Origin of the sequence: Chelatococcus sp. XZ-Ab1, assembly GCF_029309855.1 — a bacterium.
In the GTDB taxonomy this organism is placed as follows: domain Bacteria; phylum Pseudomonadota; class Alphaproteobacteria; order Rhizobiales; family Beijerinckiaceae; genus Chelatococcus_A; species Chelatococcus_A sambhunathii.
In genome coordinates this window covers 291,517-310,097 of the sequence record NZ_JARKII010000003.1, presented here as the reverse complement: position 1 = coordinate 310,097, position 18,581 = coordinate 291,517, and the positions used below count along the sequence as shown (strand labels likewise).

At 69.0% G+C, this 18,581-nt stretch carries 15 protein-coding genes; 5 read left to right on the top strand and 10 right to left on the bottom strand.

Annotation, left to right across the window (positions count from 1 at the left end; all coding sequences use genetic code 11):
- Nucleotides 1–122 precede the first annotated feature (122 nt).
- Nucleotides 123–1,295, top strand: coding sequence for a M20 aminoacylase family protein (locus P2T65_RS07310; protein ID WP_276199499.1), 1,173 nt, complete (start codon nt 123–125; stop codon nt 1,293–1,295).
- A 29-nt stretch (nt 1,296–1,324) separates the two neighbouring features.
- On the opposite strand, the gene P2T65_RS07305 is transcribed toward P2T65_RS07310, so the two are convergent.
- From P2T65_RS07305 to P2T65_RS07265, 9 genes are all read right to left on the bottom strand, one after another.
- Entirely contained in the window at nt 1,325–1,756 is a 432-nt protein-coding gene (locus P2T65_RS07305) for a potassium channel family protein (protein WP_063186852.1), read from the bottom strand.
- A 283-nt stretch (nt 1,757–2,039) separates the two neighbouring features.
- Nucleotides 2,040–2,756, bottom strand: coding sequence for a DUF4198 domain-containing protein (locus P2T65_RS07300; protein ID WP_276199498.1), 717 nt, complete (start codon nt 2,754–2,756; stop codon nt 2,040–2,042).
- Between the two features lie 29 nt (nt 2,757–2,785).
- Nucleotides 2,786–4,006, bottom strand: coding sequence for a GTP-binding protein (locus P2T65_RS07295; protein ID WP_276199497.1), 1,221 nt, complete (start codon nt 4,004–4,006; stop codon nt 2,786–2,788).
- A 75-nt stretch (nt 4,007–4,081) separates the two neighbouring features.
- Nucleotides 4,082–4,519, bottom strand: coding sequence for a helix-turn-helix domain-containing protein (locus P2T65_RS07290; protein WP_055459552.1), 438 nt, complete (start codon nt 4,517–4,519; stop codon nt 4,082–4,084).
- A gap of 57 nt (nt 4,520–4,576) precedes the next feature.
- On the bottom strand, nt 4,577–5,671 hold the full coding sequence (locus P2T65_RS07285) for a M48 family metallopeptidase (RefSeq protein ID WP_063186941.1): 1,095 nt from the start codon (nt 5,669–5,671) through the stop codon (nt 4,577–4,579).
- Between the two features lie 18 nt (nt 5,672–5,689).
- On the bottom strand, nt 5,690–6,247 hold the full coding sequence (locus tag P2T65_RS07280; protein ID WP_019402408.1) for a LemA family protein: 558 nt from the start codon (nt 6,245–6,247) through the stop codon (nt 5,690–5,692).
- A 94-nt stretch (nt 6,248–6,341) separates the two neighbouring features.
- Nucleotides 6,342–8,273, bottom strand: coding sequence for an adenylate/guanylate cyclase domain-containing protein (locus P2T65_RS07275; RefSeq protein ID WP_276199496.1), 1,932 nt, complete (start codon nt 8,271–8,273; stop codon nt 6,342–6,344).
- Between the two features lie 112 nt (nt 8,274–8,385).
- Nucleotides 8,386–8,940 (bottom strand): ActR/PrrA/RegA family redox response regulator transcription factor, encoded by a 555-nt coding sequence (locus tag P2T65_RS07270; protein WP_055459549.1) that lies wholly within the window; start codon nt 8,938–8,940, stop codon nt 8,386–8,388.
- A gap of 104 nt (nt 8,941–9,044) precedes the next feature.
- The gene (locus P2T65_RS07265; RefSeq protein ID WP_198300578.1) at nt 9,045–10,361 is read right to left on the bottom strand and encodes an ActS/PrrB/RegB family redox-sensitive histidine kinase; all 1,317 of its coding nucleotides are present in this window, start codon (nt 10,359–10,361) and stop codon (nt 9,045–9,047) included.
- Between the two features lie 303 nt (nt 10,362–10,664).
- Between P2T65_RS07265 and phaZ the strand changes: the two genes are divergently transcribed.
- From phaZ to P2T65_RS07250, 3 genes are all read left to right on the top strand, one after another.
- On the top strand, nt 10,665–11,939 hold the full coding sequence (gene phaZ / locus P2T65_RS07260; protein ID WP_055459548.1) for a polyhydroxyalkanoate depolymerase: 1,275 nt from the start codon (nt 10,665–10,667) through the stop codon (nt 11,937–11,939).
- 65 nt (nt 11,940–12,004) lie between these two features.
- Nucleotides 12,005–12,763 carry a SprT family zinc-dependent metalloprotease gene (locus P2T65_RS07255; RefSeq protein WP_276199495.1) on the top strand — a complete coding sequence of 253 codons (759 nt, stop codon included), beginning with the start codon at nt 12,005–12,007 and terminating at the stop codon, nt 12,761–12,763.
- A gap of 90 nt (nt 12,764–12,853) precedes the next feature.
- Nucleotides 12,854–14,020, top strand: a complete 1,167-nt coding sequence (locus P2T65_RS07250) for a multidrug effflux MFS transporter (RefSeq protein WP_276199494.1) — start codon at nt 12,854–12,856, stop codon at nt 14,018–14,020.
- Between the two features lie 5 nt (nt 14,021–14,025).
- Here P2T65_RS07250 and P2T65_RS07245 read toward each other — a convergent pair whose 3' ends face one another.
- Nucleotides 14,026–16,314: a penicillin-binding protein 1A gene (locus P2T65_RS07245; RefSeq protein ID WP_245282577.1), complete on the bottom strand. Its 2,289-nt coding sequence runs from the start codon at nt 16,312–16,314 to the stop codon at nt 14,026–14,028.
- A gap of 360 nt (nt 16,315–16,674) precedes the next feature.
- Between P2T65_RS07245 and P2T65_RS07240 the strand changes: the two genes are divergently transcribed.
- The gene (locus P2T65_RS07240) at nt 16,675–18,543 is read left to right on the top strand and encodes a potassium/proton antiporter (protein WP_276199493.1); all 1,869 of its coding nucleotides are present in this window, start codon (nt 16,675–16,677) and stop codon (nt 18,541–18,543) included.
- Nucleotides 18,544–18,581 lie beyond the last annotated feature (38 nt).

The window sequence follows — 18,581 nt, the reverse complement described above, 5'->3', positions numbered from 1 at the left end:
GCACCGGGCCCTGCGGCCCCGGCCCATGCGCGCTGCGCGGTTGACCTTGCCGGACGGCTTCGTTTTGCTGAGCAAAGCGCGCCCGACCGGGCGCGAGCCAGCCACGAGGGGCCGTTTTTCCCATGCCGAACATCGACCGCATCGCCGCGCTCAAGGACGAGATCACCGCCTGGCGCCGCGATTTTCACAGCAATCCCGAGCTGCTCTACGACGTGCACCGCACCGCCGGCATCGTCGCCGAGAAGCTGGCGTCCTTCGGCTGTGACGAGGTCGTGACCGGTATCGGCCGAACCGGTGTTGTCGGTGTCATCCGCGGGCGCAGGAGCGGCTCGGGCAAGGTCATCGGCCTCAGGGCCGACATGGACGCGTTGCCGATCGAGGAAGAGACGAACCTGCCCTATCGCTCGAAAGTGTCCGGCAAGATGCATGCCTGCGGCCACGACGGCCATACCGCCATGCTGCTCGGCGCGGCGCGCTATCTCGCCGAGACGCGCGACTTCGACGGCACCGTGGTCCTCCTCTTTCAGCCCGCCGAGGAAGGCGGCGGCGGCGCGCGGGCCATGATCGAGGACGGGGTGATGGACCGCTTCGGCGTGCAGGAGGTCTATGGCATGCACAACATGCCGGGACTTCCCGTGGGCTCCTTCGCGCTGCGTCCCGGCCCGCTGATGGCGGCGGCGGACCGCTTCCGCATCCGCGTCGAGGGCAAGGGCGGCCATGCCGCCAAGCCCAACGAGACCATCGACACCCTCCTCGTTTCGACCCACATCGTCACGGCCCTGCAGTCGATCGTCTCCCGCAACGCCGACCCGCTCGAATCGGCGGTCGTCTCGGTCACCGCCTTCAAGGCGGGCGAGGCCTTCAACGTCATCCCGCAGACGGCCGAGCTCATGGGCACCGTGCGCACGCTGACGCCGGAGCTGCGCGACCTGTGCGAGACGCGGCTGAAGGAGATCGTCACCACCATCGCGCGGGCCTTCGGCGCCACGGCGACGGTCGAGTACGAGCGCGGCTATCCGGTCACGCGCAACCATGCGGCGCAGACGCAATTCGCCGCGGGCATCGCCGCCAAAGTGGCCGCGGGTGCAGGCGCGGTGGACCTTGAGGTGCCGCCGACCATGGGCGCGGAGGACTTCTCCTTCATGCTCGAAGCGCGCCCCGGCGCCTTCATCTTCATGGGCAATGGCGATTCGGCGGGCCTGCACCACCCCGCCTACGACTTCAATGACGAGGCCATCCCCGTCGGCGTCGGCTACTGGGCGACGCTGGTCGAGACGGCAATGCCCGCAAACTGAAGAAACGGGCGCGGCACCTATGCCGCGCCTTAAGCCTTCTCCAGGCCGAGCCGGCGGGCTGCACGCTGCAGCGCGCCGAAGATGAGCGCTGTCGACCAGCCGAAGAGGAGCACGCCGTTCGCCGCCGCCATCGGGCCGAGAAGGCGCCATCCCTCATCGGGCAGGAGGTCGCCGTAGCCGAGCGTCGTATAATTGATGAAGGCGAAGTAGAAATCATTGCCGCTCGCGGGAGCCGCGCCGATGAGGACATAGACGAGGGCCCACAGCGCCACCTCGGCCATGTGCGTCAGCGTCAGCAGGCCGCCGGTGGCACCCATGACGACGGCGAGCGTCAGCCGGCGATGGCGCCGGTGACCGAGGCCGAGCCGGTCAAGCCAATGGACCAGCGCCACCGAGACGAGGGCGTGCAGGCCGACGTTGATCATGCTGACCGACAAGCCGACCGCGATATTCGCCATCATGCCGCTGTCCCCGGGGATCCGACCGCCCGGTCAGGGCGGCCCGATCCGCTATAGCGTCCCGGATGCGGGACCGGAAGGGGGCGATCGACGCCCTGATCCTCCCCGGCACGGGGGAGGTGGCGCTGCGTAGCAGCGACGGAGGGAGCCGCGGCTCAGATTGTGAACACCATTCGCGCCTTGACCCCACCCGTCTCGCGCCTACGGCGCGATCTACCCTCCCCCAAAAGAGGAGGGATCAATTCGCTCCTCATATGCGATTGACCTGATCGCCGCCGTGCCCGGCCTACTCGACGTGCGGCAGCATGAAAGACAGGGTGGCGAACAGGCCCTTGCGGTCGACGTCGGCATCGCCCGGCGTCGGCTCGGAGGCGGAGACGGCGATGACGTTGAGGCCGTCGTTGCGCACCACCACGACCGCCTTGCCCTCGGCGTCCGTCGTCATCGGCGCGCCGTGGCTCTCGTTGACGTAGTCGGCCATGACGCCCACGCCCGCCAGCGGCTTACCGTCCTTCAGCACCTGAACGGGCAGGTCGTCGCCCGGCTTCAGCGTCATCGGATCGGCGAGCGGCACGATCTCGAGCGGCAGGCCCTGCGATGCGAGCGGGCCGCCGATGCCGGTGAGGACCGTCGTGTTGTATTTGAGCGAATGGCTGGCGCTCTCGGCATCCGGCACGTCGCGGCGCCCCTTGTTGACCCACTTGCCCTCCCTGGTCTTCGCCCAGAAGCCGCCGTCGAAGACGACGGTGACGACGGCCGCCTCCTCGGCCGGGGCAATGACAACGTTCCTCTCGCGCCGGGCGATCTTCACGGGTGCCGAGGCGCCCGCGGCCGTCCGGGCCGCGACCGCCCTGACCTTGGCAGGATCGTAGGCATCGTCGGAGCCGCCATGGCCGTAGACAATGGCGAGTTCGCCGGTCCGCTGGGCAATCCAGATACCGTGCGCCTGGGCGAGCGAGGGAAGGGCGAGCGCAAGCGCCGCCGCGAGAGATAGAAGACGCATGAAATGCTCCCAAAAGAAGAAGAAGGGCGTCACGCCGCCATGGCGCGGCGCCAGGTGGGGAAGGGATCGGCCAGGCCGGCGAAATCGGCGGGGTTGAAGCGCAGGGCATCCGGGCTGCCGACGAGACATTCGTCGAGCGCGGCGCGGATGGTCGCCTCGTCGAGGCTGGCGCCGATGAAGACGAGCTCCTGCCGGCGGTCGCCCCACACGCGGTGCCAGTGGCGGGCGATGAGCCCCTTCCAGCTCTCGTGGTGCGGCCATTGCGCGCGCGGGACCGCGGCCCACCAGAAGCCGACCGCCTCCGTGCGGCAGATGGCGCCGGCGAGGCTCATCTCGCCCACCCAGTCCGGCCGCGTCGCCAGCCAGAAATGGCCCTTGGCACGGATGAGGCCCCGCCAGGTGCGGGCGAGAAAGGCGTTGAACTTTTCGGGATGGAACGGCCGCCGCGCCCGGTAGACGAAGCTCGTAATGCCGTATTCCTCGGTCTCCGGCACATGGTCGGCATGGCCGAAGAGCTCCTTGTACCAGAGCGGATGGCGGGCGGCCTCCTCCTCGTCGAAGAGGCCGGTGTCGAGGATGGCCTCCGGCTCGACGCGGCAGAAATCCGTCTCGATCAGCCGGGCCGTCGGATTGAGCGCCTTGACGATGGTGCGGGCGCTCTCGCGCTGCCCGGGCGTCGCATCGCCGACCTTGTTGAGGACGATCACGTCGGCGAACTCGATCTGGTCGACGAGCAGGTCAACGAGCGTGCGCTCGTCCTCCTCGCCGGCGGTCTCGCCGCGGTCGCTGAGAAAATCGCGGCTGCCGTAGTCCCGGGTCAGGTTCACCGCATCGACGACGGTGACCATGGTGTCGAGCCGGGCAACGTCCGACAGCGAGCGGTTCTCGCCATCGCGGAAGGAGAAGGTCGCCGCGATCGGCAGCGGCTCGGCAATGCCGGTGCCCTCGATGACGAGATAGTCGAAGCGCCCGGCCTCGGCGAGGCGGCGCACCTCCTCGAGCAGGTCGTCGCGCAGCGTGCAGCAGATGCAGCCGTTGGTCATCTCCACGAGGCGCTCGCCCGTGCGCGCCAGGTCGGCGTCGCCGGCGCGCACCAGGTCGGCATCGATGTTCACCTCGCTCATGTCGTTGACGATGACGGCCATGCGCCGCCCGTCGCGATTGTTGAGCAGGTGATTGAGCAGCGTCGTCTTGCCGGCGCCGAGGAAGCCCGAGAGGACGGTGACCGGAAGACGTCCGTCGACGGTCATGGCAATCTCCAGAATGTAACGTTGTAACGTTACATATCGAAGCTGCCGGACAATGGCAAGAGGGGCCGCAGCCCGTCAGGCCGGTGAGCGATGGTCCTCGTGCAGGCACTGGCCGTGGTCGGCCAGAATCTCGATGACGCGGCAATCGGCGATGGTGCCGTCGCCGCAATGGTCGAGCATGCGGGCGATCTCGTCGCGCAGGGCCACGAGCTGGGCGATGCGCCGCTCGACATCCTTGAGGTGCGCACGGGCGATGGCATCGGCGCCCGAACAGGAGGCTGCCGGGTCGGCCGCCATGGCGATGAGATCGCGGATCGCGTCGACGGAAAAGCCGAGGTCACGGGCGTGCCGGATGAAGCGCAGGCGCCGCACCGCCGTGCCGTCATAGCGCCGCTGCCGGCCCTCGGTGCGCGGCGGCGGCAGCAGGAGGCCGATCTTCTCGTAATAGCGGATGGTCTCGATATTGACGCCCGTCGCCTGCGACAGGGCACCGATCGACAGGTCCTCGGGCATCGTCGTCTCCATACCTGTAAACGCTACAGATATGGACGGACCAGGCGGCCCGCAAGCTCAGCCCCACGGGCCATGCGGCGGCGCCGTGCCGGAGGGAGATGGGTCGGCGTCTGGCCGCCCTGTGATGTGAGGTACTGTCTCCGCCGGCTCGGGCCGCCGGCCGCCGGCAAAGCGCACGAGGGCATCGATACGATCGTCGATGGAGGGATGCGTCGCGAAGAGGTCCGCAAAGCCCGAGCGCGGGTTGTCGACGCACATCTCCATGAGGCCGGACGGCACGTTCGCCAATTCCCCGCGGCCCGAGATCTTGAGCAGCGCCCCGATCATGGCATCCGGGTTCTTGGTGAGCTCCACCGCCCCCGCATCGGCGAGATATTCGCGCGAGCGCGACAGCGCAAAGCGGATGAGGATCGACAGGAACCACGAGAGGAGGATGAGGACGACGGCGATGAGGATGGCGATGGCCGCCGCCCCGCCGCCGCCCTTGCGGCCGCCCGACGATGAAGAGGAGGACGGCCGGGACGACTCGCCGCGCCAAGAGCCGCGCCACGACATGCGCGTCAGGCCGCGGAACATGAGCTCCCCGAAGAAGGAGACGACCCCCGCGATGACGACGGCGATGACCATCAGGCGCACGTCGCCGTTGCGGATATGGGTGAGCTCGTGCGCGAGCACGGCCTCCATCTCGGCATCGGTCAGCGCGCCCATGAGCCCGCGCGTCACGGTGACGGCATATTGCTCCTCGTTGAGCCCGGTGGCGAAGGCGTTGAGCGCCTCGCTCTCCATGACGCTGAGGCGCGGCATGGGCAGGCCGCGCGAGATGCATAGGTTCTCGAGCAGGTTGTAGAGCTTCGGCTCCTCCTCGCGCGTCACCCTGTGCGAGCCGGTCAGAAGCGCGATCATGCCCTGGTGGAACTTCCAGGCGACGGCGAGCCACAGTCCCGTGCCGAGGGTCACCCACGGAAAGGCGGTGAGGAGACCGCCGAAGGCGCCGCGCAGATAGCCGTCGAGCGTGTCGTCCCGCGTCATCGTTTCGGCAATGAGCGCCCCGGCATAGGTCAGCACGTAGACGAGGAGGAACAGCCCGGCGAGCAGCAGCCCCGAGCGGATGCGGTTGTTGCGGATGTGGCTGTAGAGGCCGAAGGCGGGCAGCATGCCCGGCCCCTTTCGTCAGAACTTGACCTGCGGGGCGACGTCGAGCTGCTGCCGGGCCGTTTCGCCGACGTCGAAGAACTCGCGCTGGGTGAAGCCGAAGCTCGCAGCGAACAGCACGGCGGGGAAGGCCTGGATGGCGGCGTTGTATTCCGACACCGCATTGTTGAAGAAGCGCCGCGCCGCCGCGAGCTTGTTCTCGATGTCGGAGAGATCGACCTGCAGTTGCTGGAAATTGGTGTTGGCCTTGAGGTCCGGATAGGCCTCGGCAAGGGCGATGAGGCGGCCGAGCGCACCGCTGAGCGCCTGCTCGGCCGCCGCCTGCTGGGCCGGACCGTGCGCGCCGAGCGCGGCATTGCGGGCCTGCACGACGGCGTCGAGCGTGCCGCGCTCGTGGGCGGCATAGCCCTTCACGGTCTCGACGAGATTGGGGATGAGATCGTGCCGCTGCTTCAGCTGGACGTCGATGTCGGCAAAGGCCTGGTTGACTCGCTGACGCAGCGACACGAGGCCGTTGTAGACCATGATCGCATAAAGCACCGCCACGACGACGATGCCGAGAATCGCCCATTCCATCGCAAGACCCTCCTCTGCGCCGCGGCCGGCCGCAGCGGGGCGACGATGCCACGCGCGCAGACGCGCGAAAAGACCGCGTGTGGCACGAGATCATTCAGTCCCGGGCGGCGGGCCGGCGGAAGGTCTCCACCTGCGAGCGGCTGCCGTCGGCGAAGACGAGTTGCACGGAAACGGTGCGCGTGTCGTCGGGGACGACGAGATAGGGCCGCACGTTCGCCGGCACCGCATAAGGATTGCTCTCGTCGCAGGGCGGCAATGGCAGCACGGTCTCCAGCGGACCGCCGTCGATGCCCATCACCGCCCTCTGCAGAGCGCAGCGGTAGCTGACGAGGTGGGTATAGTAGACGAGCGTCGGCCCGTCGGCGCGGAAGGCGATCCAGGCGCCCGGGGTCTGCCTGAGCGCGTCGCGCTGGCCGGCGACGAGCGCCGCATGCGGGTCGAAGTCGATGACGAAGGGCCCGACCGGCCGGCCGGCCGCATCGTCGTACATGACGTAGACGGAGGTCTTCTCCTGGTCGGCCGGCAGGGGAAAGCTCGTCAGCGGCGCCGGCTTGCCGGTGCGCGGGTCGAGGACCTGGCTCGTGCCCGTTACGCGGAATTCGCCCGTGTCGCCAATGCGGTAGGTGATGGCCGTCGCAGGCTCGGGCATGGACAGCGCGGCATGCCAGCCGGCGTTCGAGCGCGTGAAGGAGGCGACCGGCCGCGTCGTGCCGGTGGCGAAGAAGGCCTCCGTTTCGCCCCGGCGCCGGCGCGCATCGTCGAGCCACTCGGCCAGCACCGACTGGTCGAGGAAGAAGGGCGGCAGCCGCCCCTCCTCGTCGGCGGCGAGGAAGCGCTCGAGCGCCTCGAATTCCAGCCGCCGGTCGGTCAGCGTGCGGGTGCCGAGGCGCCCTTCGCCATATTCGCCGGCGAGCAGGTAGAAGGTCGGAGCGAAATCGGGATGGGCGGCGGCGAAGGCCTCGACCTTCGTCCGCCGCTCGGCCCCCTCGAACTGCAAGGCATGGACGAGGGCGGCCGCGCGCGTCGCGCGACGCGCGAGAAGCTCGCCGAAAACCTCCCGCGCGCCGGCCCGCCCCTCCCCTGCGCGCAGCAGCGCCGCAAGGCGCAGGAGGGGATCGATCTGCTCGCCGCCGAGGCGGGCGAGGGCGAGATAGGCACGGCGTGCCTCGGGTGTGTCGCCGCGCGCTTCATAGAGTCGGGCGTTATGGTAGAGTTCGGCGGCGGTCGAGGCGTCGGGCACGATGCCGCCGCGCCGGGCAAGGGCGGCGAAGGCGGCGGCCGGGTCCTGCTCGTCGGGCCCCGCGGCGCCGGTGGCATGGCCGGACGGCGGCGTGCCTGCGGTCGGCGGGGTTGTCGAGGGCGCCCGGCCGGTCAGCGCGCCGGCGGCCCATAGGACGACCGCGACGGCGACAACCACGGCCGCCGCAAGCGCCATCAGCATCGGGGCGCCGGGCCGCGGCAGGGCCGCGAAAAGGCCCCCCAAAGCGCGCCTGTCGGCGACCTCCGCGACCTGCTGCGGCCAGGCGACGACGAAGGCGTGCACGGGCTGCGGAATGTTCTTCACCTCACGCGCGCCGATGTCGCGGAAGGGCACGGAAATCTTGTTCGCCACCGTCTCGTGCACCGAGCGCGAGACGCAGATGCCGCCGGGCTCGGCGAGGCTCTCGAGGCGCGCGGCGATGTTGACGCCGTCACCCAGCATGTCGCCATCCCGCTCGACCACGTCGCCGATGCTGATGCCGATGCGGAACTGCAGCCGCCGATTGGCGGGCAGGCACAGGTTGCGGGTGCGCAGCGATTCCTGGATGTCGATGGCGCAGCGCGTCGCTTCCACTGCGCTGTCGAAGGCGCACATCACCGAATCGCCGGCTGTGTTGAAGATGCGCCCACCGTGCCGGCCGACGAATTCGTCGAACACTTCGCGATAGGCGGCGAGCCGCTGCAGTGTCTCCTCCTCCGCCTCGGCGACGAGCCGCGAATAGCCGGCCACGTCGGCGGCGAGAATGGCGGCGATTCTGCGCTTCATGCCCGAAGGCTCCGGTCCGGCGATGAGCAAGAACTAGAGCAGGCCCCGACCGCCATCCGTGCCGAAACGCACATCCCGGCGCGCATCGCCCGCCCTCCTGCTCGCAACCGGCTCAGCGCGGCGCGCGCTTGGCGAGGATCCGCTGCAGGGTCCGCCGGTGCATGTTGAGCCGGCGCGCCGTCTCGGAGACGTTGCGGCCGCACAATTCGTAGACCCGCTGGATATGCTCCCAGCGCACCCGATCCGCCGACATCGGGTTTTCGGGCGGAGCGGCGCGAACCCCGCCACGCGCCATCAGGGCGGCGTGGATCTCGTCCGCATCGGCCGGCTTAGCGAGATAGTCGTAGGCGCCGAGCTTCACGGCCGAGACGGCAGTGGCGATATTGCCGTAACCGGTCAGCATGATACCGCGGGCGTCGGGCCGGCGCTCCTTGAGGCGCGTGACGACATCGAGGCCGTTGCCGTCGCCGAGTCGCATGTCGATCACCGCGAAGGCCGGCGGATCCTCGTCGATGGCAGCGAGCCCCTCGGCCACCGACTCGGCGGTCCGCACGGAATAACCGCGGCTCTCCATGGCGCGCGCCAAGCGCGTCAGGAATGGCCGATCGTCATCGACTATGAGGAGGCTCTGGTCGGAACCGGGCTCGCTCGCACTCACCTGCATCATCAACCTCGCTTTGACAGCTGCGCGCGTGCGCGCCAGCTGCACATTTCGACCTCCCGACCCTATAGATAGGACGTTTCGCCTTCCTGTCACGAAAAACCGTGCCGTCAGGCCGCCACACTGGTGCGTTCGAAGGCCGCGCGTGGCCAGGAGACCGTCACGACGGCGCCCTGGGCCGGTGCGGCTGCATTGCGGAAGGCAAGCGTCGCGCCCGAGCGCTCGAGCAGCGTCTTGGCGATGAAAAGGCCGAGGCCGAGGCCCGAGGCCTCGCCGCCGGCCCGCCGGCCGACGCCACGGGTGGTGACGTATGGTTCCCCGAGGCGCAGCAGCACCTCCGGGGCAAAGCCGGCCCCGTCGTCGGCCACGGTGATGGCTACGGTCTCCGCGTCCCAATGGGCGCGGATGTCGACCCTGGAACGGGCGAAATCGAGCGCGTTGTCGACGAGATTGCCGAGCCCGTAGAGCATGCCGGGATTGCGGCGGCAGACCGGCTCCGGCGGCTCGCCCGACAAGGACACCGAGATCGGCACGCCGAAGGGCCGCTGCGGCCCGGCCACTTCCTCGATGAGGTGGTGCAGGGTCAGGCTTTCCAGCGGGCTCGCGTCCTCCGTGCCGAGGGAGGTGAGCTTGCCGAGGATGCCGCGGCAGCGCTCCACCTGCTCGCGCAGCAGCGCGATGTCCTCGCCCATGGCGCTCTCGGGGGAGGCCTGCCGGCTGAGCTCCTTGGCGACGAGCGCGATGGTGGCGAGCGGCGTGCCGAGCTCGTGGGCGGCGGCGGCCGCAAGACCGTCGAGCTGCGATAGGTGCTGCTCACGCGCCAGAACCAGCTCGGTCGCGCTCAGCGCGTCGGCGAGCTGGCGAGCCTCCTCAGCGACACGCCAGGCATAGATGCCCGTGAAGCTCAGCCCGAGGAAGATCGCGGCCCAGATACCGGCAGTATAGAGAAAGGGCAGCTGGAACACCTCACCGGGCTGCCAGGGAAGCGGCTGATGCAGGAAGGCGAGCCCGGTGGCGCAGGCCATGGCGAGGAGCCCGAGCGCCAGGGTCCGCCAAGGCGGCAGCGCCGTCGCCGAGATGAGGACCGGCGCGAGGAACAGCAGCGAGAACGGGTTGTCCAGCCCGCCCGTCAGATAGAGCAGCGCCGCAAGCTGCAGGATGTCATAGCCGAGCAGCACCGATGCCGCGCCATCGCCAAGGCGGTGGCTGACCGGATAGCGGATGCGCAGGGCGATGTTGAGCCAAGCCGAGACGGCGATGACGAGGAAGCACAGGCCGAACGGCAGGGGAAAACCGAGGCCGAAGTGAACGCCGGCTACCGCCGTGCTCTGGCCGATGACGGCTAGCCAGCGCAGGCGCACCAGCGTGTCGAGCCGCAGCTGCTGCGCGTGTCGGAAGTCGACGAAGGCTTTGTCGGCCATCGGCATGTCCTGCCCTTCTCGCTGCCATCTCTGCGCGCGGCATGAAACGGGCATCGAACCCTGCCCGGTGCCTACCAAGCACGCTGCGCGCGCGGGCACAATGATCGCCTCGTATTCCCATGTGCGTTGCAATAGGTGACAGGCATTCTTTCCGATGGATCAAAGCTGTCCCTTGGACGATTGTTTAATAGGTTGTTGATAACTTAAAGGTTTGAATCGATCCAAATCGGCGATACAGTCGAGGCGATATTGCACTGCAGCATCGCATGTGATTCGCTGCAGCGCGCAAACGAATCTAAGGAGGTGGGAATGAATCTCGCCTACTACTGGTACGAGGCGGCGCATGCGGCGGTCGGTCCCGCCCGGCTCCTGTCCGGCGCGACCCAGGCCGTCTTCTCCGACCCTGCCAACCCCTTGACGAACACTCCCTACGGGCGCTCGGTCTCGGCGGCCTGCGAATTGTTCGAACGGTCGACGCGCCGCTACGGCAAGCCCGAGTTCGGCTTCACGACCACTGCCGTCGGCGGGCAGCGCGCCCGTGTGCGCGAGCGCATCGTCTGGCAGCGACCGTTCTGCAATCTCGTCCATTTCGACCGGTCGATGCCGGGAGGTACCCCGAACCAGCCGAAGATGCTCGTGGTGGCGCCCATGTCGGGTCACTATGCGACGCTGCTGCGCGGAACGGTCGAGACCTTCCTGCCGACGCACGAGGTCTACATCACCGATTGGGCGGACGCGCGCATGATCCCGCTGTCCGAGGGCCGGTTCGACCTCGACGATTACATCGACTACGTCATCTCCATGCTGCATGTGCTCGGCCCGGACGTGCATGTCCTCGCCGTCTGTCAGCCGGCGGTGCCGGTGATCGCCGCCATCGCGCGCATGGAAGCGCAGAATGACCCGTTCGTGCCCCGCTCGATGACGCTGATGGGCGGTCCGATCGACACGCGCCGCTCACCGACGGCCGTGAACAAGCTCGCCGAGGAGCGCGGCACCGAGTGGTTCCGCCGCAACTGCATCTTCCGCGTGCCGTTCCCGAACCCGGGCTTCATGCGCTCGGTCTACCCCGGCTTCCTGCAGCTCTCGGGCTTCATGGCCATGAACCTCGACCGGCACATCTCGGCCCATCTCGAGATGTTCAACCACCTCGTCGAGGGCGACGGCGATTCGGCCGACAAGCACCGGGACTTCTACGACGAATATCTCGCCGTCATGGACCTCACGGCGGAGTTCTACCTGCAGACGGTCGACACGGTCTTCGTCCGCCAGGCCCTGCCGAAAGGCGAGATGATGCACCGCGACAAGCCGGTCGACCTCACCGCCATCCGCCGCGTCGCGCTGATGACGGTGGAGGGCGAGAAGGACGACATCTCGGGTGTCGGGCAGACCGAGGCGGCACACGACCTGTGCGTCAACATCCCGGTGGAGATGCGGGTCCATCACCTGCAGAAGAGCGTCGGACACTACGGCGTGTTCAACGGCTCGCGCTTCCGCGCCGAGATCGCGCCGCGCATCGCCGATTTCATCGCCACGATCGAAGCGATGCACGGCAAGAGGAAGCCGCGGCGGGTCGCAGCCGAGTGAGCGGACGGGCCACGGCCCTCCGCATTTCTGGTGACGGGTTCCGGCCGAATCGCCATCATCCGCTCATGCGAAGCCTCTTCCGGCGCATCAAGCCTCCCGACGATCGCACCGGCGATCCGGACCATATCCTCGTCCGCCATGCGGGCGAGGACTACCGGGTCACGGTGAAGCGGCGCGCCGGCGCGCGGCGGATCACGCTGCGCGTCTCGGGAGCGACCGGCGAGGCCATCCTCACCCTGCCGGAGCGCACGCCGCTCGCACGCGCCCGGCAATTCGCCGACGCCCACGGCGGCTGGCTGGCGACGCGACTCGAGCGGGTGCCGGAGCGCGTGCCCCTGCTGCCCGGCGCGCTGGTGCCGCTACGCGGCGAGCTGCACCGCATCGTCCACCTTGCGGGACAGCGCTCGCCCGCTGCGGCGGGCCGCGACGGCGACGGAGCCGCCATCATCAGCGTCGGCGGCGAGGCCGTGCACGTGCCGCGACGGCTGCGCGATTTCCTCGTGCGCGAGGCCGAGCGCGACCTGCGGGCAGCGGTCGAGCGGCACACGAACACCCTCGGCCGCAAGGCGAGCGCCGTCACCATCCGCGACACGACGAGCCGCTGGGGCTCATGCAGCGCCGCGGGGCGCCTCAACTTCTCCTGGCGGCTTATCCTCGCGCCGCCCTTCGTGCTCGATTATCTCGCCGCGCACGAGGTGGCGCATCTCAAGGAGATGAACCATTCCGTGCGCTTCTGGCGGCTGACGAAGGCATTGTGCCCGCGTACGGACGAGGCCGAGGCCTGGTTCAAGCGCCATGGCACCGCCCTCCATCGCTACGGCTGAAGGCTCGACAGGCGCCCGCGACGCCTAGAGGATGATGCCCTCACTCCCGGCTGACCGGTTCCCATGCGCCTTTCACCCGACACCCTCGCGATGACCGCGACGCTTGCCCTGCTGACCGCGCTCGGGCCACTGTCGACGGACATGTACCTGCCTTCGCTGCCCGCCATTGCCGCCTTCTTCAATACCGGCGCGGCCGAGGTGCAGATGACCTTGTCCGCCTTCCTCTTTGGCTTCGCGGCCGGCCAGTTCGTGCACGGGCCGCTGTCCGACCATTACGGCCGCCGGCCGGTGCTGCTCGCCGGACTCGGTCTCTTCGCCGCAGCGACCGCAGCCTGCGCACTGGCTCCCTCGATCGAATGGCTGACAGCTGCGCGCTTCGCCCAGGCGCTCGGCGCCTCGGGGCCGATCGTGCTCGCCCGCGCGGTCGTGCGCGATCTCTACGAGGGGCCGCGGGCGGGACGCGAACTCTCCCGCATGGGCACGATCATGGGCCTCGTGCCAGCGCTCGCTCCTGCCCTCGGCGGCGTCCTGCAGGCGCACTACGGCTGGCGGGCGAGCTTCGTCGTCGCCCTCGCCTGCGGTCTCGTTCTCGCCGCCGTCGTGGCCGCAGCCTTGCCCGAGACCCTGCGGCGCCGCCCCGAAGGGCAGCTGTCGCTGGCCCGCATCGGCGGCGAATTCCGCATCGTCATCGCGAGCCGGCTCTACCGCGTCTACGTCGGCCTCGCCGCCCTGACCTATGCCGGGCTGTTCAGCTTCATCTCCGGCTCGTCCTTCGTGCTGCAGAATCTCTATGGCCTCGGCGAGATCGCCTTCGGCCTGTCCTTCGGCACCGTGGTGATCGGCTATATCAGCGGCACGGTGCTGGCCCAGCGGCTCGTCGGCCGACACGGGCTCGACGGCACCATCGCCCTCGGCACGGCCTGCCTCGCCGCCGCCGGCCTTGTGATGCTGGCGTTCGCGCTCGCTGGCGTCGCCTCGGTCTTTGCCGTGGTCCTGCCCATGGCCGTCTACACCTTCGGCGTCGGCCTCGTGATGCCGCAGACAGCAGCGTCAGCCATGATGCCCTTTCCGGAGCGGGCAGGTGCGGCCTCCTCCCTGCTCGGCATCTGCCAGATGACATTTGCGGCCCTCATCGGGCTCTATGTCGGCCACGTCGTGGCCGACTCCGCCGTGCCACTCGCGGCGACCATCACGATGATCGGGGTCGGGGCCCTTGCCCTCTTCACGGGTAGCCGGCACATCCGCGCCGGGGCCTGATCGCCTCACCCGCCGAAGAGCATCTCCAGCAGACCGCGCTGACGCTGTGGCGCAGCAGCCTGGGCAGGCGGGCTGCCGACGGCCGCCGGCGGAGGAGCACCGGCATAGCCACCATCAGCGACGAGCGCTTCGTCGTCGGCGGGCGGCAGGCGGTTGAACGGCCCACCGGGCAGCGGCACCGGAGATTGGCCCTTCAGGGCCGCGGTCATGTAGGTCTTCCAGATCTCGGCGGGCAAGTTTGCGCCGGAGGCCTTCTTCGTCGGCTTGCTGTCGTCGTTGCCGAGCCACACACCGGTGACGAGGCTGCCAGTATAGCCGAGGAACCACGCGTCACGATATTCCTGGCTGGTGCCCGTCTTGCCTGCGGCTTCCCAGCCGGCGAGCTCGGCGCGGCGGCCGGTACCCGTCAGCAGGGTCTGGCGCAGCATCATGTTCATGTCGGCCACGTGCTGCGGTTCGATGACGCGGCCAAGATCGGTCGGCGTGCGCTGGAACAGCACCTTGCCGTCCGGCGTCTTCACCTCGCGGATGAGATAGGGGATGACACCCGTGCCACCATTGGCGAAGGCGGCATAGGCGGCGACGAGCTCGATGGGCCGCACCTCGGAGGTGCCGAGCGACAGCGACAGGTTGGGCTGCAGCGGCGAGGTGATGCCGAGGCGCTGGGCCGTCCGCACCACCGCCTTCGGTCCCATCTCGGCGATGAGCTGCGCCGTGACCGTGTTGATCGACCGCGCCAGTGCCGTCGTCAGCGTCACGGGGCCGGCATATTTGCGGCTCGCATTCTCGGGGCGCCAGCCGTTGAGGTTGACCGGCCCGTCCTCGCGCACCGTGTCCGGCGTCAGCCCGTTCTCGAGCGCGGCGAGATAGACGAAGGGCTTGAAGGAGGAGCCCGGCTGGCGCATCGCCACGGTCGCGCGGTTGAACTGGCTCTGGCCGTAGTTGCGACCGCCGACAAGGGCGCGGATGCCGCCGTCGGTGGCGAGCGAGACGAGGGCCCCCTGGCCGACGCCGTACTTGCCGCCCTGCTTGTCGAGCGCCTCGACGAGCGCTCTCTCGGCCGCGCGCTGCATGCCGACATCGATGGTCGTCTCGACCACGACGTCCTGCTGGACGGGACCAATGAAGTCTTCCAGCACATCCATGACGTAATCGGCGGCATAGTTGGCCGAGCCGGCGCCGCGCGGCTTGATGGCCGTGGCCGGCTCCATCAGCGCGCTCTTGGCCGCGGCCTCGGTGATGAAGCCCTCGTCCGCCATGGCCGAAAGCACGAGCTGGGCTCGCTTCTCGGCCCCGTCCGGGTTGCGGTTGGGGGCAAGGCGCGACGGGGCCTGGACGAGGCCGGCCAGCATCGCCGCCTCGGACAGGGACACCTCGCGGGCCGACTTGCCGAAATAGCGCAGCGCCGCCGCCTCGACGCCGTAGGAGCCGGCACCGAAATAGACCCGGTTGAGATAGAGCTCCAGGATCTCGTTCTTGGTGAACTTCTGCTCCAGCCACAGCGCCAGGATCGCCTCCTGGATCTTGCGCGAGATCGTGCGGTCCTGGGTGAGGAAGAGATTCTTGGCGAGCTGTTGCGTCAGCGTGGAACCGCCTTGGGTGACGCCGCGCGAGGTCACGTTGCGCAACATGGCGCGCGTGATGCCGAGCGGATCGACGCCGAAATGGTCGTAGAAGCGCCGGTCCTCGATGGCGATGAAGGCCTTCGGCAGATAGGGCGGCAGTTCGGAAAGCTTCACCTCGCGCCCGCCCATGTCGCCGCGGTTGGCGATCAGTGTTCCGTCGGAAGCGGCAATGGCGACGTTCGGCGGGCGCTTCGGCACCGTCAGCTGGTCGATGGGCGGCAGCTGCGCGAAATGATAGGCGACGACGCCCGCAACGGCGATGCCGCACCAGATGGCGAGCACGACGCAGCTGCGCACGACCCAGCCGAGGAACGAGCGCCGCCGGCGGCCGCCGCCGCGACGCGCCCCGCCCGAGCCACTACCCCCCCTGCCGCGCCCGCCGCCCTTGCGGAAGCGGTGACCCGCCGCATGCCTCGCCATGACGTCATCCTCGTGGAAAAGGTCGTCCTCGGGAAGGCCCTCCCCCAGGTTGCCGCCGGGAACCTCCGTGCGGGCAGGTGCCGCCGAGAACGCTGGCTCGCGCCGCTCCTGCGGACGGTCCGGCGACGGGCGGGCCGTGCGGCGCGGCGCGCCGATGGCGATACCAGTGGGCCGGTCGTCCGGCGACAGGCGCAGGTCGAACCCGTCATTGACGGTACCGGGCCGCGTCTGACCCTGCGAACCGGGCATGGGCCGCCGATCGTGCCATTGGTTGAACGCCATGTCTCTCCGTTTGCGCGAGCCGCAACGCGCGGCCACTTGCAGGGCAGCGTCTCAACCAAGCTATAAATGTGGCGGATTAAGGGGCGGTTACCCCGGCGTCGCCCGGGGACCGCTGGAGTGCGGCACAGCCGCAACACCCGCAGAACAATACGGCCTGCCGTACCATTCTGCGCGATTTTGCCTGAATTCCGGCTTTACGGGCTGTCATATGAAAGAGCGATTCGGCATTCGCCGGATTCTGGTTCAACCTCAGGTAACATTCCTTCTTCCGCCGGCCGGCGCGATTTCGCTCCGGGCGGCAGCAATGGCGCCCGCTCCGAAAGACGCATGACCAGCATCGTCGTTCTCAACTCTCTGCTTCTGTTCGGCGCGGGCCTGGTCGTCGTGGGCATCGCCTCGAGCCTCGTCGCCTCGCGCTTCGGCGCGCCGCTGCTGCTCGTCTTCCTCGCCATCGGCATGCTGGCGGGCGAGAACGGCATCGGCGGCATTCACTTCAGCGACTACCGCGCCACCTATCTCGTCGGCTCGCTGTCGCTCGCCATCATCCTCTTCGACGGCGGGTTGCGCACGCGTTTCGCCGGCATCCGCGGGGCCGTCGCGCCGGCAGCACTGCTGGCCACGGCCGGGGTCGTCATCACGGCGGGGCTCACCGGGTTCGTCGCCATGCTGGTGCTGGACCTGCGACCGATCGAGGCGCTCCTCGTCGGTTCGGTGGTCGCCTCGACGGATGCGGCTGCGGTCTTCTTCCTGCTGCGTGCCGGCGGCCTGCAGCTGAAACGACGGGTCAACGCGACGCTGGAGGTCGAATCGGCGACCAACGATCCGGCCGCCGTTTTCCTCGTCGTCCTTCTGGTGCAGCTCATCGGCGCGGACGGCACCTCGTCCGTGGCCGACCTCGTCGATCTCCTGCTGCGTCAGGGCATTGTCGGTGCGGCGGCGGGGATCGCGGGCGGCTTCGCCATCACCTTCGTGCTCAACCGCGTCACCTTTCCCTCGGGCCTGCACCCCTTGCTCGTCGTCGCCAGCGCCGTCGCGATCTATGCGATGACGTCGCTCGCCAGCGGGTCGGGATTTCTCGCCGTCTACCTCGCCGGAATCATCGTGGGCAACCGGCCCGTCAGGGCCTTCGCCTCGATCCTGAGCTTCCACAACGCGGCGACCTGGCTGTGCCAGATCGTCATGTTCCTGATGCTCGGCCTGCTCGTGACGCCCGCCGATCTTCTCGGGCATGCCGTGCCGGCGCTGGCGATCGCACTCTTCCTCATCTTCATCGGACGCCCCGTGGCGGTCTGGCTTTGTCTGACGCCCTTCCGCTTCCCGGTGCGCGAGAAGCTCTTCATCTCCTGGGTCGGCCTGCGCGGGGCCGTTTCGATCTTCCTTGCCGCCATCCCCATGTTGTCGCAGCTGCCGCAGGCTGAGGTCTATTTCAACGTTGCCTTCTTCGTCGTGCTGGTCTCATTGCTTCTGCAGGGCTGGACCGTGACCCGCGCGGCGCAGAGCACCGGCGTGGCGCTCGCCGACCCGGCGCCGGAGGTGAGCCGCGTCGAGATCGACCTGCCGGGCCAGCTCGACTACGAGATGGTTGGCTATCCCGTGCTCGCCGACAGCCCGGTGATGGACCGGGGCGGGCTGCCGCCCTGGGCGCGCGCGGTGCTCATCGTGCGGCGCAACGCCGTCCTCACCCCGGAGGAGGCCGGGGTGCTGCGCGTCGGCGACTACGGCTATTTCCTGGCACCGCCGCAGCGCGTCAACCGGCTCGACCGCCTGTTCGCCCCCTTCGAGGGCCACCAGGGGCGGGCCTCGGCCGGCGTGTTCAGCTTCGGTCCGGAGATCAGGCTGGGTGAGCTTGCGCAAACCTACGGCATCGCAGTCGACGAGGACATCAGCGACCAGACGGTTGGCAGCCTGTTCAGCGACACCTTCGAGGAGGGGGTGCGCGAGGGCGACCGCATCGCGCTCGGCCCGGTGACGCTCGTCGCCCGCGGCGTCGACGACGGCGTCGCCCATACGATCTCGCTCATCCTCGACAGCGAGGATGCGGATGTGGCCGCCGTTGTACCGACGACGCGGGTGGAGCGCCTGATGGCCGGGATGCTCGCGCGCCTCGCCCCGCTGCAGGTCCGCCTCACCGGAATCGCCGGCCGTCTCGCGCACCGGCTGCGAGCCGCTCTCTCGAAGCGCGACGAGCGCCTCTGACGGGCCCGCTTTAGGGCGCCGCCCGGAGGCGCGGGCGC